19 protein-coding genes and 1 pseudogene are annotated in these 18508 nt (G+C 71.8%); 12 read left to right on the top strand and 8 right to left on the bottom strand.

Annotated features, from left to right (window positions below):
• The first annotated feature begins 32 nt into the window (after window positions 1-32).
• From ACIO6U_RS17725 to ACIO6U_RS17745, 5 genes are all read left to right on the top strand, one after another.
• The gene (locus ACIO6U_RS17725) at window positions 33-1346 is read left to right on the top strand and encodes an MFS transporter (RefSeq protein WP_401719975.1); all 1314 of its coding nucleotides are present in this window, start codon (window positions 33-35) and stop codon (window positions 1344-1346) included.
• The gene (locus ACIO6U_RS17730; protein WP_355335452.1) at window positions 1343-1936 is read left to right on the top strand and encodes an NAD(P)H-dependent oxidoreductase; all 594 of its coding nucleotides are present in this window, start codon (window positions 1343-1345) and stop codon (window positions 1934-1936) included. The genes ACIO6U_RS17725 and ACIO6U_RS17730 overlap by 4 nt, the downstream gene beginning before the upstream one ends.
• A 170-nt stretch (window positions 1937-2106) precedes the next feature.
• Window positions 2107-2751: a hypothetical protein gene (locus ACIO6U_RS17735; RefSeq protein ID WP_355335450.1), complete on the top strand. Its 645-nt coding sequence runs from the start codon at window positions 2107-2109 to the stop codon at window positions 2749-2751.
• 72 nt (window positions 2752-2823) lie between these two features.
• Entirely contained in the window at window positions 2824-4185 is a 1362-nt protein-coding gene (locus tag ACIO6U_RS17740) for a LuxR C-terminal-related transcriptional regulator (RefSeq protein WP_401719979.1), read from the top strand.
• A 196-nt stretch (window positions 4186-4381) separates the two neighbouring features.
• A complete protein-coding gene (locus ACIO6U_RS17745) occupies window positions 4382-5560 on the top strand; it encodes an acyl-CoA dehydrogenase family protein (protein WP_355335444.1) in 1179 nt (392 codons plus the stop codon).
• A 114-nt stretch (window positions 5561-5674) separates the two neighbouring features.
• Here ACIO6U_RS17745 and ACIO6U_RS17750 read toward each other — a convergent pair whose 3' ends face one another.
• Together ACIO6U_RS17750 and ACIO6U_RS17755 are read right to left on the bottom strand one after the other, a co-directional pair.
• Complete coding sequence (locus tag ACIO6U_RS17750; RefSeq protein WP_355335441.1) at window positions 5675-6358, bottom strand: response regulator transcription factor; 684 nt, start codon at window positions 6356-6358, stop codon at window positions 5675-5677.
• Window positions 6359-6593: 235 nt separating this feature from the next.
• Window positions 6594-7337: a TetR/AcrR family transcriptional regulator gene (locus tag ACIO6U_RS17755; protein ID WP_401719983.1), complete on the bottom strand. Its 744-nt coding sequence runs from the start codon at window positions 7335-7337 to the stop codon at window positions 6594-6596.
• A gap of 198 nt (window positions 7338-7535) precedes the next feature.
• Between ACIO6U_RS17755 and ACIO6U_RS17760 the strand changes: the two genes are divergently transcribed.
• The 3 genes from ACIO6U_RS17760 (at window position 7536) to ACIO6U_RS17770 (ending at window position 10752) form a co-directional block, all read left to right on the top strand.
• A complete protein-coding gene (locus tag ACIO6U_RS17760) occupies window positions 7536-9083 on the top strand; it encodes a DHA2 family efflux MFS transporter permease subunit (RefSeq protein WP_391048207.1) in 1548 nt (515 codons plus the stop codon).
• Window positions 9080-9937 (top strand): SDR family NAD(P)-dependent oxidoreductase, encoded by an 858-nt coding sequence (locus ACIO6U_RS17765; RefSeq protein WP_401719987.1) that lies wholly within the window; start codon window positions 9080-9082, stop codon window positions 9935-9937. Before ACIO6U_RS17760 ends, ACIO6U_RS17765 begins: the two co-directional genes overlap by 4 nt.
• 155 nt (window positions 9938-10092) lie before the next feature.
• On the top strand, window positions 10093-10752 hold the full coding sequence (locus ACIO6U_RS17770; RefSeq protein ID WP_355335430.1) for a hypothetical protein: 660 nt from the start codon (window positions 10093-10095) through the stop codon (window positions 10750-10752).
• A gap of 94 nt (window positions 10753-10846) precedes the next feature.
• Here the strand turns inward: ACIO6U_RS17770 and ACIO6U_RS17775 are convergent, their stop codons facing one another.
• Window positions 10847-11077 (bottom strand): acyl-CoA carboxylase subunit epsilon, encoded by a 231-nt coding sequence (locus ACIO6U_RS17775; RefSeq protein WP_355335427.1) that lies wholly within the window; start codon window positions 11075-11077, stop codon window positions 10847-10849.
• Between the two features lie 224 nt (window positions 11078-11301).
• Window positions 11302-11829 carry an AAA family ATPase gene (locus tag ACIO6U_RS17780; protein WP_401719991.1) on the bottom strand — a complete coding sequence of 176 codons (528 nt, stop codon included), beginning with the start codon at window positions 11827-11829 and terminating at the stop codon, window positions 11302-11304.
• 165 nt (window positions 11830-11994) lie between these two features.
• On the opposite strand from ACIO6U_RS17780, the gene ACIO6U_RS17785 reads away from it, so the two are divergent.
• Window positions 11995-13065, top strand: a complete 1071-nt coding sequence (locus ACIO6U_RS17785; RefSeq protein WP_401719994.1) for a helix-turn-helix transcriptional regulator — start codon at window positions 11995-11997, stop codon at window positions 13063-13065.
• 122 nt (window positions 13066-13187) lie between these two features.
• Here ACIO6U_RS17785 and ACIO6U_RS17790 read toward each other — a convergent pair.
• The 4 genes and pseudogenes from ACIO6U_RS17790 to ACIO6U_RS17805 all read right to left on the bottom strand — a co-directional run.
• A pseudogene (locus ACIO6U_RS17790) lies at window positions 13188-14177 on the bottom strand (MFS transporter); the annotation flags it as partial.
• 96 nt (window positions 14178-14273) lie between these two features.
• A complete protein-coding gene (locus ACIO6U_RS17795; RefSeq protein ID WP_391048199.1) occupies window positions 14274-14939 on the bottom strand; it encodes a dihydrofolate reductase family protein in 666 nt (221 codons plus the stop codon).
• Window positions 14939-15451 carry an SRPBCC family protein gene (locus ACIO6U_RS17800; RefSeq protein ID WP_401719999.1) on the bottom strand — a complete coding sequence of 171 codons (513 nt, stop codon included), beginning with the start codon at window positions 15449-15451 and terminating at the stop codon, window positions 14939-14941. Before ACIO6U_RS17800 ends, ACIO6U_RS17795 begins: the two co-directional genes overlap by 1 nt.
• Window positions 15435-15797 (bottom strand): metalloregulator ArsR/SmtB family transcription factor, encoded by a 363-nt coding sequence (locus tag ACIO6U_RS17805; RefSeq protein ID WP_355335418.1) that lies wholly within the window; start codon window positions 15795-15797, stop codon window positions 15435-15437. The genes ACIO6U_RS17800 and ACIO6U_RS17805 overlap by 17 nt, the downstream gene beginning before the upstream one ends.
• Window positions 15798-15948: 151 nt before the next feature.
• On the opposite strand from ACIO6U_RS17805, the gene ACIO6U_RS17810 reads away from it, so the two are divergent.
• The 3 genes from ACIO6U_RS17810 to ACIO6U_RS17820 all read left to right on the top strand — a co-directional run bounded on the left by ACIO6U_RS17810 (window position 15949) and on the right by ACIO6U_RS17820 (window position 18484).
• Window positions 15949-16842, top strand: a complete 894-nt coding sequence (locus ACIO6U_RS17810; protein ID WP_401307900.1) for an oxygenase MpaB family protein — start codon at window positions 15949-15951, stop codon at window positions 16840-16842.
• A gap of 79 nt (window positions 16843-16921) precedes the next feature.
• Window positions 16922-17209: a hypothetical protein gene (locus ACIO6U_RS17815; protein ID WP_401720003.1), complete on the top strand. Its 288-nt coding sequence runs from the start codon at window positions 16922-16924 to the stop codon at window positions 17207-17209.
• Window positions 17210-17329: 120 nt separating this feature from the next.
• Entirely contained in the window at window positions 17330-18484 is a 1155-nt protein-coding gene (locus tag ACIO6U_RS17820) for a glutamate--cysteine ligase (protein ID WP_401720006.1), read from the top strand.
• The last annotated feature ends 24 nt before the right edge of the window (window positions 18485-18508 follow it).

The following is an 18508-nucleotide window of genomic DNA, read 5'->3' on the forward strand; positions in this document are numbered from 1 at the left end:
GACCCCATCCGACACAGACACGGCGGCCCCTCATGACAGCTCCCTCGTGGACCGACTCTTCCGATGCCGATGCCGATGCCGATGCCGATGCCGATGCCGGTGCCGACCCCGACGCCGAGGCCACGGGAACGGGCACGGGCACAGGACCGGCGGCGGAATCGACGCGCTGGGACGCCCGGCTCTGGACCGTCCTCCTGATCCTGTCGGCCAACATGATCCTCGACGCGATCGAGGTCTCCCTGGTGCTCGTCGCGCTGCCCTCCATCGGCGCCGCGCTCGGCCTTGACCTGTGGACGGCGCAGTGGCTGATGAGCGGCTTCGCCGTCGGATTCGCCACGCTGCTCGTCCTGGGCCCCCGGCTCAACGCCCGACTGGGCCGCAGGCGGGTCTACCTCGCCGCGATGCTGCTCTTCGCCGCCGCCTCGGTGGTCGGCGGACTCACCGACAGCGCGGCCCTGCTGATCACCACCCGGGTGGTCAAGGGGCTCAGCGCGGCGCTCACCGCACCGACCGGTCTCGCCATCATCGGCACCACCTTCCCCAGCGGACCGCAGCAGCGGCGGGCGGTCTCCGTCTACGCCCTGTTCGGCGCGGCCGGTTTCACGGTCGGACTGCTGCTGTCGGGCGCGCTGCTGACCGAGAGCTGGCGCTGGACCTTTCTCTTCCCGGCGCCCGTGGCCCTGATCCTGCTGGTCTTCGCCCTGCGGATCATCCCGCGCGACCGGGGCGCCGTCCCGGCCCCGCGCGTCACCCCCGCGCTGCTGCGCAACCGCCAACTGCTGCGCTCCGCCGTCGGCGCGGCCTGTCTCAACGGCACGTACCAGAGCCTGTTGCTGCTGCTCATCTTCCAGACCCAGCGCCAACTGGGCTGGTCTCCCTGGCAGTCGGCGGTCGCCCTGCTGCCCGCGTGCGTGCCGCTGGCCGTGACCGTGCCCTTCGCCGGAGCCATGACGGCGCGGTGGGGCACCGGGCGGCTGATCGCCCTCGGCGCGACCGCGCCGCTGCTGGGCTACGCCCTCTACCTGTGGCGGCCCGACAGCGGTTCCTACCTCACGGGAATGCTGCCGACGCTCCTTCTGGTCGGCGCCGGGTTCGTGCTCTCCTTCGCCGCCCTCAATCTCCAGGCGACCGGGGCGCTGCCGCCCGCCGAACGGGCCGCGGCCGTCCCGCTGTTCCAGACCGCCGTGCAGGTCGGCGCCGTCGTGATGCTCCCGGCCACCGCGGCGCTGCTCGGCTCCCACCACGGTCACCGCCCGGCGCTGACCCTGATCACCGCCGTCTCCGGGATCGGCCTGCTGGCCGCACTGACCGGACTCCGTACCCCTCACAGACAGGTCGCACCATGACGGATGACCAGCTCTCCCTCGCCATCATCACCGCCAGCGTCCGCGACGGGCGGCTCGGTCCCGCCGTGGCCGACTGGTTCCTGTCCCAGGTCAAGGAACGCCCCGAATTCACCGTGCAGAGCGTCGATCTGATCGACCATCCGCTGCCGCTGGTCCTGCCGGGGCCCGGCAAGGACGTGTCGCTGGAGACGGCCAGGACCCGCGAAGCGCTGCGTTCCGTGCTCGTGGCGGCCGACGCCTTCGTCGTGGTCACGCCCGAGTACAACCACAGCTTCCCGGCCGCGCTGAAGAACACCGTCGACTGGTTCTACGAGGAGTGGACCGCCAAGCCGGTCGGCTTCGTCTCGTACGGCGGCCTCAGCGGCGGCATCCGCGCCGTCGAGCAGCTCCGGCAGGTCTTCGCCGAGGTGCACACCCTGACCGTACGGGAGAACGTCGCCTTTCCCCTGGCGGGAAACCGTTTCGACGAGGCGGGCCGACTGATCGACCCGGAGCCGAGCGTCCTGTCGGCCGGACTGCTCCTGGACCAACTGCACTGGTGGGGCAACGCGTTGCGGGCGGCCCGCGCCGAGCGCGCGTACCCGCGCTGAGCCCGCGCCCGATCCGTACCCGCGCTGAACCCGCGCCCGATCCGTACCCGCGCTGAGCCCGCGCTCGATCCGTACCCGCGCTGAGCGCGCACCCGGCCGGTGACTCCCCACGCACCGGCCGCTTCCCGCCCCGAACCCCCGGACCCCGGTCCTCTGGAAGGACGACGGCAATGACCCAGCAGATCTCCTCCGCACCGCCGGACATCCGGCGCGCCGACAGCACGGCCGCGCACGTCGCGCAGTGGCACGTCCCCGACCGCGAGTCCGGGGTCGAGGCCGTGGCCGAGACCGTCGAGCAGTGGCGCGCCGCCGACTGGCCGACCGGGCTCCTGTCGGCCTCCGCGTATCTCAGCACCGAGGACGACACGGTGCTGACCTACCTCCAGACCTCGCGAGCCTCGGCCCACCGCGACTTCACCTCGGGGCTGACGGGACTGGCGGGCGCCGCGACGGTCGCGTACACGCTGCGCCGCGCGATCGTGCTGCACAAGGGGCCGCTGGTGCCGTCCAGCTTCGTGGTCGCGACCTTCGACGTGGACGGGCCCGCCCCGCAGGAGCACATCGTCGAGTCGATCGCGGGCGCCCTCGAAAGCGCCCCCGGCGCGCAGCACCCCGGCCTGCTCTCGGCCAACTTCCACCTCAGCACCGACGGCACCCGCGTCCTGAACTACGCCGAGTGGACCAGCGACGAGGCGCACATCTCGTTCCTTGAGGGCGCCACGCGGGCGGCCACCCTGCGCGCCACCCACGACACTCCCGGCGTCCGGCCGATCGGCTTCAAGCGCTACCACCTCCTGCACAGCCTCACCGCCTGACACCACGTCACATCCGCGCGCCCATCGGCCCATCGGCCCACCGGCCCACCGACCTACCGAACGGAGTCCACCGTGCAGGGCGGAAGGAACGAATCCGCGCCGCTGCGTCTCGCCGAGGCACCCTCGGCGGTCGCACGGTGGCGTCACGAGGAATACGCGGCGGCGCACCCGCCCGCACCGGGCATCCGCCGCGCCGACGACGGCGAGCGCGCGCGTCCCGACGAGACCGAGGTGTCCGCGGCCCCCCGCGTCCTCGAACTGGCCCACCGCGGGGTGAACCGCTCCACGGCGATGCGCCAGGCCGAGCGCCTGCTCGCCGCGGACGAGCGGCGAGCCGACGCCGACAGCGTGTGGCAGGCCGTACTGACCCTGCTGTACGCGGGGGACACCTCGTCCGCGAGCGCGCACTGCGCCCGGCTGGCCCGCGAACCGCTCTGGTCGGGTTCGGTCCGCCACCGCCAGACGCTGGCCCTGCTGCGCGCACGGATCAAGCTGCTCGGAGGGGATACGAGCGGGGCCGTACGCATTCTGCGCGCGGTCCTCGCCCGGGGCCGGTCCGGTACCCGCGTCCCCCTCGCCGCGGTCTGGCTGACCGAGGCGCTGGTCGGGACCGGCGACCTCGACGGCGCGTGGACGGTGCTCCAGGAGAACGGCATGGTCGGCGCGCTCGACCTCGAAGGCCACGACCGGGCCCACGTCCTGGCGGCGCGCGGCGCGCTGCACCTGGCCGCGGGCCAGTTCCGGCAGGGGATCGACGACTGCCTGAGCAGCGGCCGGCTGCTGGCCTCGCACGGCATCGACAATCCCGCGGTGGTCGCCTGGCGTTCGGCGGGCGCGCTCGGGGCCGCGGTCGCGGGCCGCCGTGACCTCGCCGTCGCCCTGGCCGAGGACGAACTCGTCGCCGCGCGGAAGTGGGGGTCGGCGCGCGTCCTGGGGACGGCCCTGCGCGCCGTCGCCGTGGCACGCCGCGACAAGACCTCCCTCGTACTGCTGGAGGAGGCCGTCGATCTGCTCCGCCTGGCCGACGCCCAGGGCGAGGTGGCTCAGGCCCTCTACGACCTCGGCTCGCTGCGGGCCGAACGCAAGGACGCGGCCGGGGCGCGGAGCCGGTTCACGGCCGCCGCCGCGGTCGCGCGCACCTGCGGCAACACCTTCTGGGCGCACCGCGCCGAGTCCGCGCTGCGGCGGCTGGGCGGACCGGGCGCCCCGCGCGGACTCACCCCGCAGGAGGCCAGAATCGCGCAGCTGGCCCGTGCCGGATACAGCAACCGGCGCATTGCGGAAGCCCTTTTCCTCAACGTCAGAACCGTCGAATTCCATCTGTCGGGCGTCTACCGCAAACTCGCCATCTCCGGCAGAGGCGAACTCGTCATGGTACTGAGCGCGGTCGGGGAATCCCCGGCAGTGCGACACAAACCTGCGGGCGAACCGTAGGTTTCCCCGGCTCCTTCGCCGCCGCTTCGCCGAGGGTGCGAGGATCGGGAAAACGGTCGGTCGGTGATCAGAGCACCGAACGCATTCCGTTCTCAACTCCCCTTTCCCGCCGGCGATGTCAGCGCGCGGACCGTCCGGAATACCGGTGCCCGGCAGCGGGCGCGTCAAGTGCTACCCACATCGGGAGGAACCCATCATGACCACCACCGCGCCGTCCCGGGACGATCTCGTCGAGGCCGCGGGGAAACTCGTGCCCCTGCTGCGCTCCCGGGCGCTGTGGATCGACGAGAACCGCAGGCTCCCGCAGGACGTCATCGAGGCGATCGAGGCGTCGGGTCTGCTCAAGATGCAGGTGCCCACGCAGTACGGCGGATACGAGTCGGACGCGCGCGCCTTCGTCGACGTGCTGGCCGAAGTCGCGAAGGGCAACAGCTCGGCCGCCTTCGTCCTGTCCATCTACGCCTCGCTGACCTGGATGGTCGGCCTGTGGCCCGACGAGGCGCTGGACGAGGTGTTCGCCGAGCCCCATGTCCGCGTGACGGGCACGACGGCCGCGTCCGGCAAGGCGACCCGGGTCGACGGCGGCTATCTGTTCAACGGTAGCTGGGGCTACAACAGCGGCGTGCTGCATGCCCACTGGAAGATCACCGCGGCGATGCCCGAGGGACCCGCGGGGGAGACCCTGCCGGTCTTCGCCCTCATCCCGATCTCCGAACTGGAGATCGTCGACGACTGGAACACCATCGGCCTGGCGGGCTCCGGCAGTGTGACCACCGTGGCGAAGGACGTCTTCGTCCCCGACCACCGGGTGATCTCCGGCGCCGACTTCTACCAGAACGTCTCGAAGTCGCAGGCCAACGCGGCCAAGGGCGCCTACCGGGTGCCGATGCTGGTCAGCGCCACGGTGATACAGACGGGCCAGCTCGTCGGCGCCGCCAAGTACGCCCTGTCCAGCTTCCTGGAGCGGCTCCCCGGCCGGCCGCTGACGTACACCAGCTACCCCAGCCAGTTGGAGGCGCCGATCACGCATCTCCAGGTCGGCGAGGCGGCCCTGCTGATCGAGGACGCCGAGGCCCGCGCCCACCGGTTCGCCGATCTGCTGGCCGACAAGATCCGGCGGGACGAGCCGTGGTCCCAGGACGACCGGGTCTTCTCCCGGGTGCAGATCGGCTGGATCGCCAAGCAGACCAAGCAGGCCGTGGAGATCCTCGCCGCCGCCAGCGGCGGCTCCTCGATCTTCCGGGACGTGCCGATCACCCGCATCCAGCGGGACGTGCACGCGACGTCCCTGCACGCCCTGATCACGCCGAGCACCAACATCGAGCTGTACGGCAGGTCCCTGACCGGCCTTGAGCCCAACTCGCTGTACCTGTGAGCGACATGCCGCGCTGAGCGGAGCGTGACGCGGGCGCGCGTACGGCGGGGCCCCCGCCGTACGCGCGCTTCCGCTTCCCTTTCCGTTGCCGTGCGGGCGGGTCCGGGGGCCGGATCAGCCGAGGCCGACCCGGAATCCGACCCCGCGGACGGTGACGATCCAACTGCTCCGGCCCAACTTGTTGCGCAGCGAGTTGACATGGGTGTCCACCGTGCGGCTGGCCTGGTAGCCGACCGCGAGCACCGTCGGGATCTCCCATATCTCCGCGAGCAGCCGCTGCCGGGTCACGACCATCTCGGGGTGCCGCGCGAGGTAGTACAGCAGGTCGAACTCCTTGCGGGTCAGCTTCACCGGCTTCTCGTGCACCTGCACCTTGCGCGAGGCCGCGTCGATCCGCAGACCGCCGATCGACACCGTCGTCTTGGGGGTGACCACCGGTCGGCGCGGCTCCCGCCGCCGCATGACGGCCTCCATGCGGGCCGCCAACTCGCGGATCTCGTACGGCTTGTCGATGCAGTCGTCGGCGCCCGCCCGCAGGCCCAGGACCCGGTCCAGCTCGGTGCCGCCGCTGGCGAACGCGATGACGGGGATGTCACCCGTCTCCCGCATGCTGCGGCAGACGGCCAGGCCGTCGATGTCCGGGAGATCGAGGTCGAGCAGGACGAAGTTCGCCTGCCGGAAGGTCTCCAGAGCCGCGGTTCCGGAATCCACGGTCGTCACCTCATGGCCGTACCGCTCCAGATTGCGGGCCAGGGCCGCGGCTTCGTGCTCCTGCGCCTCCACAACGAGTATGCGCACGGTATCTCCCTTGGAGTTGTACGGACCGAAGGTGGATTCACGGCCGCAAGCTCCATTGCCTGCATAGCTGTTAGGTGGACACATCCATCTAGTGCTGATCCGCGGCGCGGATTCTCAAACCGTTCTCATCGATTCGAGCCAGGGAGTTCATGCGAGGACACACGGACTTCGCGGATCCGCTTCGGAGATATCCGTTCGCGGGAAGGCGCGGTAAACCGTGTCGAATCGTCAGAGGTCAGGGAGCGGTCACCGGCAGGGAGCGGTTCTGCTGGACATCTCGGAACGCGCGCAGGAATGTGTCGACCGCGGCGTCGGCCACGGTGTGGAGTTCGGTGTCCGGTACGGGTCGGGTGCCGAGTTGGGACCGCGCCTCCATGGGGCCCGTGAGCAGAGCGAGGAACTGCTCCGCGGCCTCGACGGGGTCGCAGGGGCGCAGCAGACCGGCCAGGGAGAGCCGGGCCATCCGGTCGGCGAGGGTCTGCCGGAGCCGGTCGGCGCCGCGCCCCCAGACGACTTCGAGCAGTCCGGGGAAGCGGGTGATCTCCGCGTGCAGCAGTCGGCGCAGCGCCCAGGAGCGGGGGTCGCAACACTGGAGCAGCATGCGGTATCCGACCTCCTCCAAGCGGGACCTGACCGGGTCGGAGCCCTCGCCGTCCCCGCTCTCCTCGTCGGCCTCGCCGCTTCGGCCGTTCGCGCCGCCCTCGACCGTCAACTGCTCGGCCAGGGCGAGGTTTCCGTCCATCACCGCGTTCCCCGTCGCCTCCATCGCGGCGTGGAAGAGGTTCTCCTTGTCGCCGAGGTGGTTGTAGACGGTGTGCTTGGCGACGCCCGCCACTTCGGCGATCTCCTCCATGCACGCACCGGCGTACCCCCGCTTGGCGAACACGGCGAAGGCCGCGTCGAGGATCGCCTGACGCTTGTCGATGCGGCCTCGCGAGGCCGTTCGGTTGCCTGATGCCGGTGTCGCAGTTCCGCCCACCCTCGCAGCGTACCCGATACGGGCGTTGAGTTACACCGGCCGGTGCAGTTTGTTGCCCACCGACGTTGTCAGCGTCCTGAGTGGTGCCCTAATCTGCACTGGCGAGTGCAATTTGGCTCGCTGTCATCTGACGTGCCGCCATCTGACGCGCGGCCACCTCACGCCACCTCATGCCACTTCACGCCACCGGAGAGACTCATGGCGCATCCGTCGAACGAGGGCCTTGACCCCGCGCTGCGGCGACTGATCGGAGTGATCCTGTTAGGCGGGATCATGGGGATCCTCGACGGCTCGATGATCGCCGTCGCAGCGGACACCCTGGTCAAGGACTTCGACACCTCACTCAGCGCGGTCAGTTGGGTGTCCACGAGCTATCTGCTCGCCCTGACCGTGAGCATCCCGGTCACCACCTGGGCCGTCGACAGGTTCGGCGGTCGACGGCTGTGGCTGCTCGGCCTGGTGATCTTCCTCGCCGGTTCCATCAGTTCCGGACTCGCGTGGAACATCGGCAGCCTGATCGCCTTCCGCGTGCTCCAGGGACTCGGCGCGGGTCTGCTCGACCCGCTGATGCTGACCCTGCTGGCCCGTTCGGCCGGACCCAGCCGGATCGGACGGGTCATGGGCCTCATGGGCGTCGTCGGCTCCAGCGGCCCGGTGTTCGGCCCGGTGATCGGCGGATTCATCCTGCAAGGCGTGTCCTGGCGCTGGATGTTCCTGGTCAACGTCCCGATCGGCCTGCTCGCGCTGGTGCTCGCCCTGCGGGTGATCCCGGACGACAAGCCGACCGGCGAGCAGCCGGTGAGCAAACTCGACACCGTCGGCGTCGCGCTGATCGGCCCGGGCGTCGCGGCCGCCGTGCTGACCTTGTCGCAGTACGCCGAGCGGACCGAGTTCTCCGCCTGGCAGGTACTCGTCCCGCTGGTCGCCGCGGTCGTGCTGCTCGGCGCCTACGCCGTCCACGCGCTGCGCGAGCGCACCACGCAACCGCTCATCGACCTGCGGCTGTTCGCCTCGCGCAGCTTCTCCGCCAGCGTCACCGTCGGCGCCCTGGTCGGTCTGGCCACCTTCGCCAGCCTGTTCGCGCTGCCGCTGTACTACCAGCAGGTACGCGGCCACGACACCTTCGCGTCCGCGCTGCTGCTCGCTCCGCTCGGTGTGGGGTCGGCCCTGTCGATGCCGCTGACCGGACGGCTGTCCGACAAGGTCGGCTCACGGACCCTGGTGATGTGCGGCGGCGCGGTCGCCACGCTGAGCGCGCTGGCCTTCACCCAGCTCAGCGCGGACACGTCCCAAGTCTGGACGGCCGTGGTGGCGTTCACGATCGGCCTCGGCCTCGGCAGCGTGGGCGCGCCCACCATCGCCTCCCTCTACCGCACGCTCCCGCCGCATCTGGTGCCTCAGGGCAGCACCGTGCTGTACATGCTCAACCAGCTCGGCGCCGCGATCGGCATCGCGCTGGTCGCGCTGCTCGTCCAGAGCGCGGGCAGCGGCGACGCCCTCGGCGGCTTCCGGCACGCATACTGGGGCGTGACCGGCGCGCTCGTCCTCGCCCTGATCGCCGCGACCCAACTGCCGGGCCGTCCCAAGCCGCAGGAATCCGACGGCGGTACGCCGCAGGAACAGCACGCCGACGTGAACTCCGACGTCACCGCCGACGTCCACTCCCATGCCGACTCCGCGGTCGGCTCCGACATCCGCTCCGCGGAGGCTCCCGCCTCCCTGGCCGCCCAAGGGGACACCCTGTGAAGACCATTGTGATCGCCGGCGGCACCGACGGCATCGGAAAGGCGCTGGCGGCCACCCGGCTCGGCAACGGCGACACCGTCGTCGTCATCGGCCGCAGCGAGGTGAAGGGGAAGGCGTTCCTGGAGACCGCCGCGACCGTCGGCGCCCAGGACCGGGCCTTCTTCATCCCTGCCGACCTCAGCCTGCTGGGCGAGAACGAACGGGTCCTCAAGAAGCTGCGCGCGCGGTTCCCGACGATCGACGCCCTGGTCCTGTGCGCCCGCCACTACCGCACCGAGCGCGCCCTCACGGCCGACGGCATCGAGGAGAACTTCGCGCTGTTCTACCTCAGCCGCTACCTGCTCGGACACGGCCTGGTCGACACGCTGTCCGCCGCCGAACGGCCCGTGGTGGTCAACGTGGCCGGTCCCGGCGCGAGTCTGAGCGTGGTCCGCTGGGACGACCTGGAGCTGCGCCACGGTTACCACGGCGGCGCCGCGCTCGGCCAGGGCGGGAAGCTCAACGACCTGCTCGGCGTCACCTTCGCCGAGCGGTACGGGGACAGCGGCATCCGCTACGTCCTGATCCACCCGGGCGTCACCGCGACGAGCTTCTCCGGCGAGTACGACGATGTGACGCTGCGTCAGATCCTGTCGATGCAGTCGTTCGCCAAGCCGGTGGAGGCCGCCCTCCCGCCGATCGTCGACGCCATCGACGCCCCTCCCGCCGAGCCGTTGAGCGCGTTCGTCGAGGGGCTTCGGATCGGGGTGAAGGACCGGTCCTTCGCGCCGGACGCGGCCGAACGCCTCGACGCGGCCACCGAGCGGATCCTGGAGGAGCACCGGGGGCGGACCGGCGGTCCCGGCGGGAATTGACGGTCTCCAGAAGGTGTCACAAGCGGAATTGATGTTCTTTTCACAATCCTGAGCCGGGATTCCTGGGCGCGGGTCACCGCTGGTCGGAGAATGTTCCGTACCACGCCGTGGCCCGCGCCTTTCGTGGAGCCACCTCATTCCCGAGGAGCCGAAGAATGTCCCACGCGTCCACCTCGCGGCCCGTCATCGAGAATCCCCAGAGCGACATCGTGCTCGTCGGCACGGTCCCGACGGAGAGCGGAAAGGCGGCGCAGACCGCGGAAGCCGTCGTCGCCCACTGGCGGTCCGGCGAGTGGCCGCCGGAGCTGCTGTCGCTCACGGTCTACACGAGCAGCGAAGGCGACTCGGTGCTGACCTACGCGCAGTGGTCCGCGGAGGAGCCGCTGCGGCAGTCCCTGAAGGAGGAGGGCAGCCTCTCCGACACGGCGTCCGCCGTCCCCGGCGCCCCGGCGCCCGTGCCCTACCGCCTGTACCGCGCGGTCCGCGGTTCCGGCATCGCCGACCCCGCCCCCGTCGCCGAGTCCTTCCCCGTGGCCTTCTTCGGCGCGGAGAACGACCAGGCCGCCCGCGCCTTCGTGGACGCCCTGTTCGCCGGCGAGGAGGCCACCGAGGGCCAGGACCGCGACTACCCCGGCGGGATATCGGCGAACATGCACATCAGCGTGGACGGCACGAGCGTCCTCAGCTTCTCCGAGTGGGTGACGGAGGCCAACGCCGTCGCCCACATCGAAGCCGTCTGGGAGCCGGTCCTGAAGGACCTCGGCGGCACCGGTCTGCTCTACCGGCACTTCAGCACCCTGCTCCCGACCGCCTGAACACCCCACCGGCCGGCCCCCGCCCTCGGGGCGGGAGCCGGCCGGTTCCTCATGGCTCAGGACCTCAGCGGCTCATCCGCAGGACCTCGGCGGCTCATCCGGCCGCGCGCGCGTACGCGTGCCAGACGCGAGGCGCGTCGAACAGGTGCACCCGCTCCGACCGCCGCCACCGGGCGGCGGGCACCGACACCACGTCCCCCGGCACCGGCAGATCGGGACCCGCCGCCGTACGGGCGAAGAGCACGGCGACAAGCGCGGCCAGTTCCTCAGGAGTCGCACAACCGCGCACCACGCGCAGCTGACGAGAATCGATCGAGTCGGTCATCACACATCCTTCTTCGCGCGGTCGGGAAAGTCGAGGCCACACCGGCAGCGGAAATGCGCCGCACCTCAACCTCAAGGTTCCAGGGAAACCGGCCCCCGCTCAAGACACCCCGATTCAGGACTCCGTCAGATTCCACAAGTCCTCGCCAGCCGAATTCAGCGACCGCCAGCCGAATGTCAGATCCCCTTGACCCGGCCCGCCTTCCGCGCCGCGGGGACGGAGCGTCAGGCGAAGGACGGCCAGCGATGGCCGACCCAGTGGCGCCAGTCCGTCCAGCCGGGCGGTGGGGCGGGGGCGGGCTCGCGGCCTGTCCGCTCCGCCGCGTCGGGCTCCTCGAAGTGGGCTCGCCCGCGCAGGAGGTCGGCGTCGGTCATCGGAAAGGTCTCCGCGGGAGTGCGCGCCCAGCGCCGGGCGATCCGGGCACGCTGGGTCGCGTCGTCCACCGGCAGGTAGACCATGCGGAAGCGGGCGTCCTCGGCCTCGGTGAGCCAGCGGATCGCAGACCGTTCGTCCCGGGACCAGCAGCCGTAGTCCACCACGACGTCGGTGCCGAGCCGGAGTGCCTCCAGGCCGAGCCAGAGCATGCGGCCCTCCAGTACGTCGCGCTTCCCGTCCGCGTCCGACCTGTCGAAAAGCGGGATCATCCACTCGTCGGGTGTCAGGCGCAGCGCGCCGTGCTCCGCGGCGAGCAGGCGGGCCCTCGTGGTCTTTCCGGCCCCGGGCAGGCCGACCATCAGGAACAACGTGGTCACGCCCCGAGCGTGGCAGGCGAGCCGGGCGGACGGCCACCGCTTTATCCGCCCGACCGCCTGACCGCCCCGACCGCCCGACCGCCCTCACCGCCCTCACCGCCCCGACCGCCCGGGCGGTCCCCGTCGAACCGGCGCACCCGCTCCCGGACCTGGAATGATCGGGCCATGCGCGCCGCCCGGCTCCTCTCGCTCATCCTCCTGTTGCAGAACCGGGGGAGGCTGACGGCCGGTGAGCTGGCGCAGGAGCTGGACGTCTCGGTGCGGACCGTCTACCGGGACATCGACTCGCTGAGCGCCGCGGGCATTCCGGTGTACGGGGACGCGGGGCACGGCGGGGGATACCAGCTGCTCGGCGGGTACCGGACCCGGCTGACCGGGCTGCATGTCGACGAGGCGGAGTCGCTGTTCCTGGCCGGACTGCCGGGCGCGGCCGACGACTTGGGCCTGGGGGAGGTGCTGGCGGCGGCGGAGCTGAAGCTGACCGCGGCCCTGCCGCCACCGCTGCGGGACCGGGCCGGGCGGATCCGTGAGCGGTTCCACCTCGACGCGCTCGGCTGGTACCGGGAACAGGACTCCCCGTCCGCTCTCGTACCGCTCGCCGACGCGGTGTGGAATCAGCGGCGGATCCGGGTGCGCTACCGCCGCTGGGCCGCGCCGCAAGAGGTCGAGCGCGACCTCGACCCGTACGGCCTGGTCCTCAAGGCGGGGGTCTGGTACCTCGTCGCCGCGGCGGACGGCGCGGTGCGCACGTACCGGGTGTCCTCGATCCTCCGCCTGGACGTCGGGACGACCGGCTTCGAGCGGCCGGACGGGTTCGACCTGGCCGCTCACTGGCAGCAGTACCTCGCCGTCTACGACGCCCGAAGGCTGCGGCTTCAGGGCTCCGTACGGATCGCTCCCGCGCTGCTGTCCGCGCTGCCGGACCGCCTGGACGCGGCTCTGGTCCGCGCGGTGGAGACCTCGGCGGGGCCGCCGGACGCGGACGGCTGGGTGACGGCGACGGTGCCGCTGGAATCGGTCGAGCTGGCGGTGCCCGTACTGCTGTCGCTGGGCCCGGACATCGAGGTGCTCGGCCCCGAGGAGCTGCGCCGCGCGATCGCGGAGCGGGCGGCGGCCGTGCTCGACCGGTACCGGCCGGCGGACTCGCCCGGCCGGGCGGGGGCCGACGAGCGCAGCAGCACTCCGGCGGACAGGGTCGCCAGCAGGGCGGGAGCGGCGAGGACCCCGAAGCCGTAGCGCGTGTCGGTGCTGTCGGTGACCTTCCCGACCAGGAACATCACCGCGACCGTGGCCGCCAGCCCGCCGCCGTTCGCCAGCCCGAAGACCCGGCCCACCGAGGCGTCGTCGGCCGAGGTCATCAGCATGGTCCGCGAGGCGATCCGGGCCTGCCCGAAGAAGAACGCGCCCACCGGCACTCCGACGAGATAGCCGGCGATCCCGAACTGGCTCTGGAGTACCAGGCCCACGGCGCAGAGCAGGAAGCCCACGACGGCGATGCGGAGGTCGGGACTGCGTCTGCTGACGATCCGGTACGCGCCGGCCGCCGCCAGGAAGCCGAGGCAGCCCAAAGCGTCCACCGCGCCGAACGTCCCCGCCCCCAGGTGGAGTTCACCGATGACCGCGGTGGGCAGCAGGGCGTTGAAGACCGTGACGACCACGCTTCCCTGGGCGTAGAGCAGGATGAAGTGCCGCATCCGCATCGGTGTCCGCGTCGGCGTACGCGCCGCCACCGGCGCCGACTCCCCGGCGGCGGTGGCCGTCGGCGCCCGTTCCGGGCGACGCCCCACCGCGGCCACGCACAGCGCCGAGACGGCGAAGGTCCCGGCGTTGAACACCAGCAGCGGCACGGCGCCGAACGCCTGGACGGACAGCCCGCCGACCGTCGCCGACAGCAGCATCCCCGCCTGGGTCCCCATCTCGTAGCGGGCGTTGAACCGCCGCAGCCGGTCCGCCGGGACCCGTTCCTTGATCAGCGCGGAGCTGGCGGGGAAGAACAGCGCGCCGACCACGGCGAGCGCCAGGTTGGCGCCGTAGATCCCGGCTCCCGGAGAGCCGCCGCAGACCAGCCAGAGCGGCAGGGCCAGGGCCAGCGCCGCGCTGGAGAGATCGCAGCCGATCCACAGGGCCCGCCGGTCGAAGCGGTCCGCCAGCCGCCCGAAGAAGGGTGACAGCAACGCCTGCGGCCCGGCGACGGCGATGAAGAGCCAGCCGACGGCCATCATGGTGCGCTGTTCCCTGATCATGAGCAGCGCACCGACGATGAGCTGGACGTTGTTGCCGAGAGCGGTGGCGAAGGCAGCGGGTACGAGCAGCCGCTCGGCCCGCCGGGAGTGCCGACTGAGGATCATGGCACCACTGTCCGGCGCTTCGCTGACATCCTGTGTCAGTGAAGTCTCTCCGCCCGGTGACGTCTTCGCACCGCCCCCGAGCGGCCGGGCCGCCCGCTACCGCCGCTTGACGGTGTAGGTCAGGTGGGTCACCCGGGACGACGCGTCCGTGCGGGTCTGGTCGAGGGCGAGACGGTCGGGGTCCACGCGCTCGAACAGGCGGATGCCGGTGCCGAACAGCACGGGCGCGAGGGTGATCGAGAACTCGTCGACCAGGCCGGCGTCCAGGTACTGCTGGATCGTCTCGGCGCCGCCGGAGATACGGATGTCGCGGTCGCCCGCGGCCTCGCGGGCCCGGTCGAGCGCGCTGGAGATGCCGTCGTTGACGAAGTGGAAGGTCGTGCCGCCCGGCCGCTCCCACGGGTCACGCTCGACGTGGGTCACGACGAACACCGGGGTGTGGAACGGCGCCTCCTGGGGCCACGCCAGCTCTCCGGCGTCGAACATCCGCTTGCCCATGACGCTCACGCCGGTGCGCTCGTACGTCGCCCGGGCGATGTCGTTGTCGATCCCCTCCTCGCCGCCCTCGCCGAGCTTGAGGTTCTCGCGGAACCACCGCTGCGGGAAGATCCACGCCTGGAGCTCCGACCACTTCGCCATCCAGCGCCGGACCCCGGGGTCGCTCTGGCCTTCGGGCGAGAAGACGTCCTCGACGGGCACGGCGTCCGGCGCCATGAAGCCGTCGAGCGACATCGTCACACTGAAGAACACCTTGCCTGCCATCAGTCGTCCGCTCCCTTCGACGCGGTCCCGTTCCCGGTGAGTTCGGCGACGTAGACCGCCAGATTGCGCAGCGTCTGCTCGCCGCCCTCGACCGCGTGGTACTTCTCCGCCGCCTCGTCGCGCAGCTCCCTGGTCGGGAACACCGTGCGCATCACGAGCCGGGTCTCCTCCTCCGCCGTTTCGAAGGTCAGGACCGACTCGAAGGTGTGGGGGTCGTCGCGGGACTCGCCGTGCAGCAGCGCGATCCGCCGCGACGGGACGATCTCGGTATAGGTGATCCACTCCTGGTAGTCGGTCCCGTCCGGCCCGTGCATCACGAAGTCCCAGACCCCGCCGACGCGGAAGTCGAAGGACCGCGTCGTCGTCGTGAACCCTTCGGGGCCCCACCACCGCGAAAGGTGCCGGACCCGTGTGAACGCCTCGAACACCAGCTCCCGTGGGGCGCCGATGGTCCGGGAGACCACGATCTCGCGGTCCGCCGCCGCCTCGCCGCCGCTATTGGTCGTCGTCATCCGGTGGTTCCTCCTGTCTTGCCTGTTTCAGATCTCGTACGTACGTGTCCAGCCGGTCGAAGGTCCCGTTCCAGAACTCCTCGAAGCCGCCCGTCCACTCATGGATCGGCCGCAGCCCGCGGGCGTCCAGTCCGTAGAGCCGCTGCTTGCCCGCGCCGCGGACCCGCACCAGCCCGACCTCGCGGAGCACCCGCAGGTGCTTGGACGCCTGCGGCTGGGTCATCCCCAGCTCCCGCGCCAGCTCGGTCACGGGCCGCTCGCCGCCCCGCAGCAGCGCCAGGATCTCCCGCCGCTGCGGCTCGGCGATCGCGTTGAACGCGTCCGAGGTCGTCGCCGCTCGTGCCATGACTCCATCGTATGCCCATATCGGCATGCGTCAACCGCGGCATGCCGCTCCTGTGGCTCGGCGCCCTCGGTGCGGGCCGCTCGTCCTGGCCGCCGCGCCCGCCGGGCGGCTCGGTACCCTCGGCGGAGGGAGACGGCCCCTGGAGGCGCTGGTGGGACTGCGGGAACGGATCGCGAGGGAACTCACCGCGACCATGCACGGCGGGGACCTCGAACTGGGACGGTACGCGGCGCCGCCCGGTGATCCCGGACTGTTCGGGATCGCGCCGGGGGACCCGGTGTGGCGGGTGCACGGGCACGCCACCGGGATGCTCACCGGCGGATTCGCCGCGCTCATGCTCCAGTCGCTGCATCCGCTGGCCATGGCGGGGGTCGACGACCACTCCGACTTCCGCGCCGATCCGGTCGGACGGCTGAACGGCACCGTACGGTTCATCACCACGACCACCTTCGGCTCCTCGGCCGCCGCCCGCGAGGTGATCGACCTCGTCCGGCGGATCCACACCCGCGTGCACGGCACCGCCCCCGACGGCCGCCCGTACCGCGCGGACGACCCCGATCTGCTCACCTGGGTGCACACCGCCGAGGTACGCAGCTTCCTCGCCGGCCACCAGACCTACGCGCCCCGGCCACTGCGGCTGACTCCCGCCGAGTGCGACGCCTACTACCGCCAAGCCGCCCCCGTGGCCGAGGCGTTGGGCGCGCGGAACATACCGCGCACATCCCTCGAAGCCGAGCGCTACCTGGCCCGCATGCGCCCCCAACTCCACGCCACCGCAGCCGCGTTGGACTCTGTACGGTTCCTGCGCCGCTTCGGACGCACACGACGGGAGCGGCTGGTCGTCGGCCGGCTCATGAACGCCTCGGTCGGACTCCTCCCCGGCTGGGCCCGTACCGAATTGGGCGTTCACCGCCCGGCCGCCGTCCGCACCGGCTGGGACCGGCCCCTCGCGACGGCCGTGGGCCGCACCATCGAATGGGGGCTCGGGCCCTCCCAGATCCAGGCCGCCGCGCGAGGGCGGCTGGCGCAGGCGCCACAGGGATGACGGGGGCGCGGACCGGACCGCGGCCGACGTACGGGCCTCACGACCCGGGGGCGCGCGACCCGCGTGGGATCATCGGTCCATGAGCAGCGACCTGGAAGTGAGCGCTCTGGCGATCAACGTGACGATCCCACGGGAGCACCGCTGGACGGACACCCGACGCGGCGAGGAGTTCACGCTGACCACACTCAACGTCCGGCTGCTCCCGGACGGTCGACTCGCCGCCAAGGCCTACGGCCGGCCGGTCGGCGGCGGCAGGGGCGCCTACGTCTCCTTCCCCGTCCCCGACAGACCCGAACTCGCCGCCCTGGTCGACGCCGCCGCCGGCCGGGCCGGGGCGCTGTGGGCCGCCCATCGCGGTCTCGGCTGAACCCGTTTCGCCGCGAGGGGGAGAGGGCTCGCAGGGGAGCGCGGCCCGAGACGCCGATCGATGCCAGGTCTGCTCCGTGACGAGGCCGTTCTGGGGTAGCAGACGGCTATGACGACAGGCGTGACCATTGGGGTCGAAGAGGAATTCCTGCTGCTCGACCGCAGGACCGCACTGCCGGCGCCACGCGTCGGCCAGCTCCGGATCGCGGCGGAGCGCGAGCCCGACCTGGGGAGCGAGGAGGTCGACACCGAGCTCCTGCAGTCCCAGGTGGAGGTCGCGACCCCGGTCTGCTCCGACCTGGACGAGGTCGCCGCGCATCTCACGCGGTTCCGGAAGTCGCTGAGCGCCGCGGCGCGCAGCGTGGACTGCCGCCTGGCGGCGACGGGCGGCGCACCCCTCATGGCCGAGGCGTCGGTGCCGGTGACCGGTGAGCAGCGGTACCGGGACATGCGGGTGGACGCGGCACGACTGGTCGACGAGCAGTTGATCTGCGGTATGCACATCCATGTCGCCGTGCCCGACCGCCACGCCGGGGCCGCCGCGCTGGGCCGGATCCGTCCCTGGCTGCCGCTTCTGGTCGCGCTGGGGGCCAACTCCCCGTTCTGGGACGGGCGGGACACCGGCTTCGCCAGCTGGCGCACCGTGATCTTCGGCCGCTGGCCGGTCAGCGGATCGCCGCCGTTCTTCTCCGGCGCCTCCCATTACGAGGAGCGGGTCGACGCCCTGCTGGGCACCGGGGTGATCGCCGACCGGCACCAGCTCTACTGGCACGCCCGGCTCTCCGACGAGTACCCGACGCTGGAGGTCCGCGCCCCCGACGTCCAGCTCGACGTCGACAGCGCGATCACCCTCGCCGGGCTCGCCCGCGGCCTGGTGGTCACCGCACTGCGCGAGGGCAGCGTCGGCGGCCGTCCCCTCGACCCGCCGGCCAGCGTCCTCCAGGCCGCGGGCTGGCACTCCGCCCGCCACGGCCTGACCGCCAACCTGGTCGACCCCCGCACCAATGAGCCGTCCCAGGCCGCCGACGTGCTCGGCGCCCTCCTGGACTGCGTCACCCCAGCCCTGAAGGAACTCGACGACCTCGACCGGGTGACCTCCGGCGTGCGACGACTCCTCGACAAGGGCACCGGCGCCGCACGCCAGCGCGCCGCCCTCGCGCACGGCGGCACCGAGGAACTCCTCGACCTGATAGCACCCGAGCCCGTCGATCCGGCGGACGGTGACGACGCCCGCCAGCCGGAAGCGCCCGTCATCGCCCGGGCGGGACGCCCGTAGGGCATGGAATCGGCGCCGGCTCCC

Origin of the sequence: Streptomyces sp. NPDC087422, assembly GCF_044744145.1 — a bacterium.
GTDB lineage: Bacteria > Actinomycetota > Actinomycetes > Streptomycetales > Streptomycetaceae > Actinacidiphila.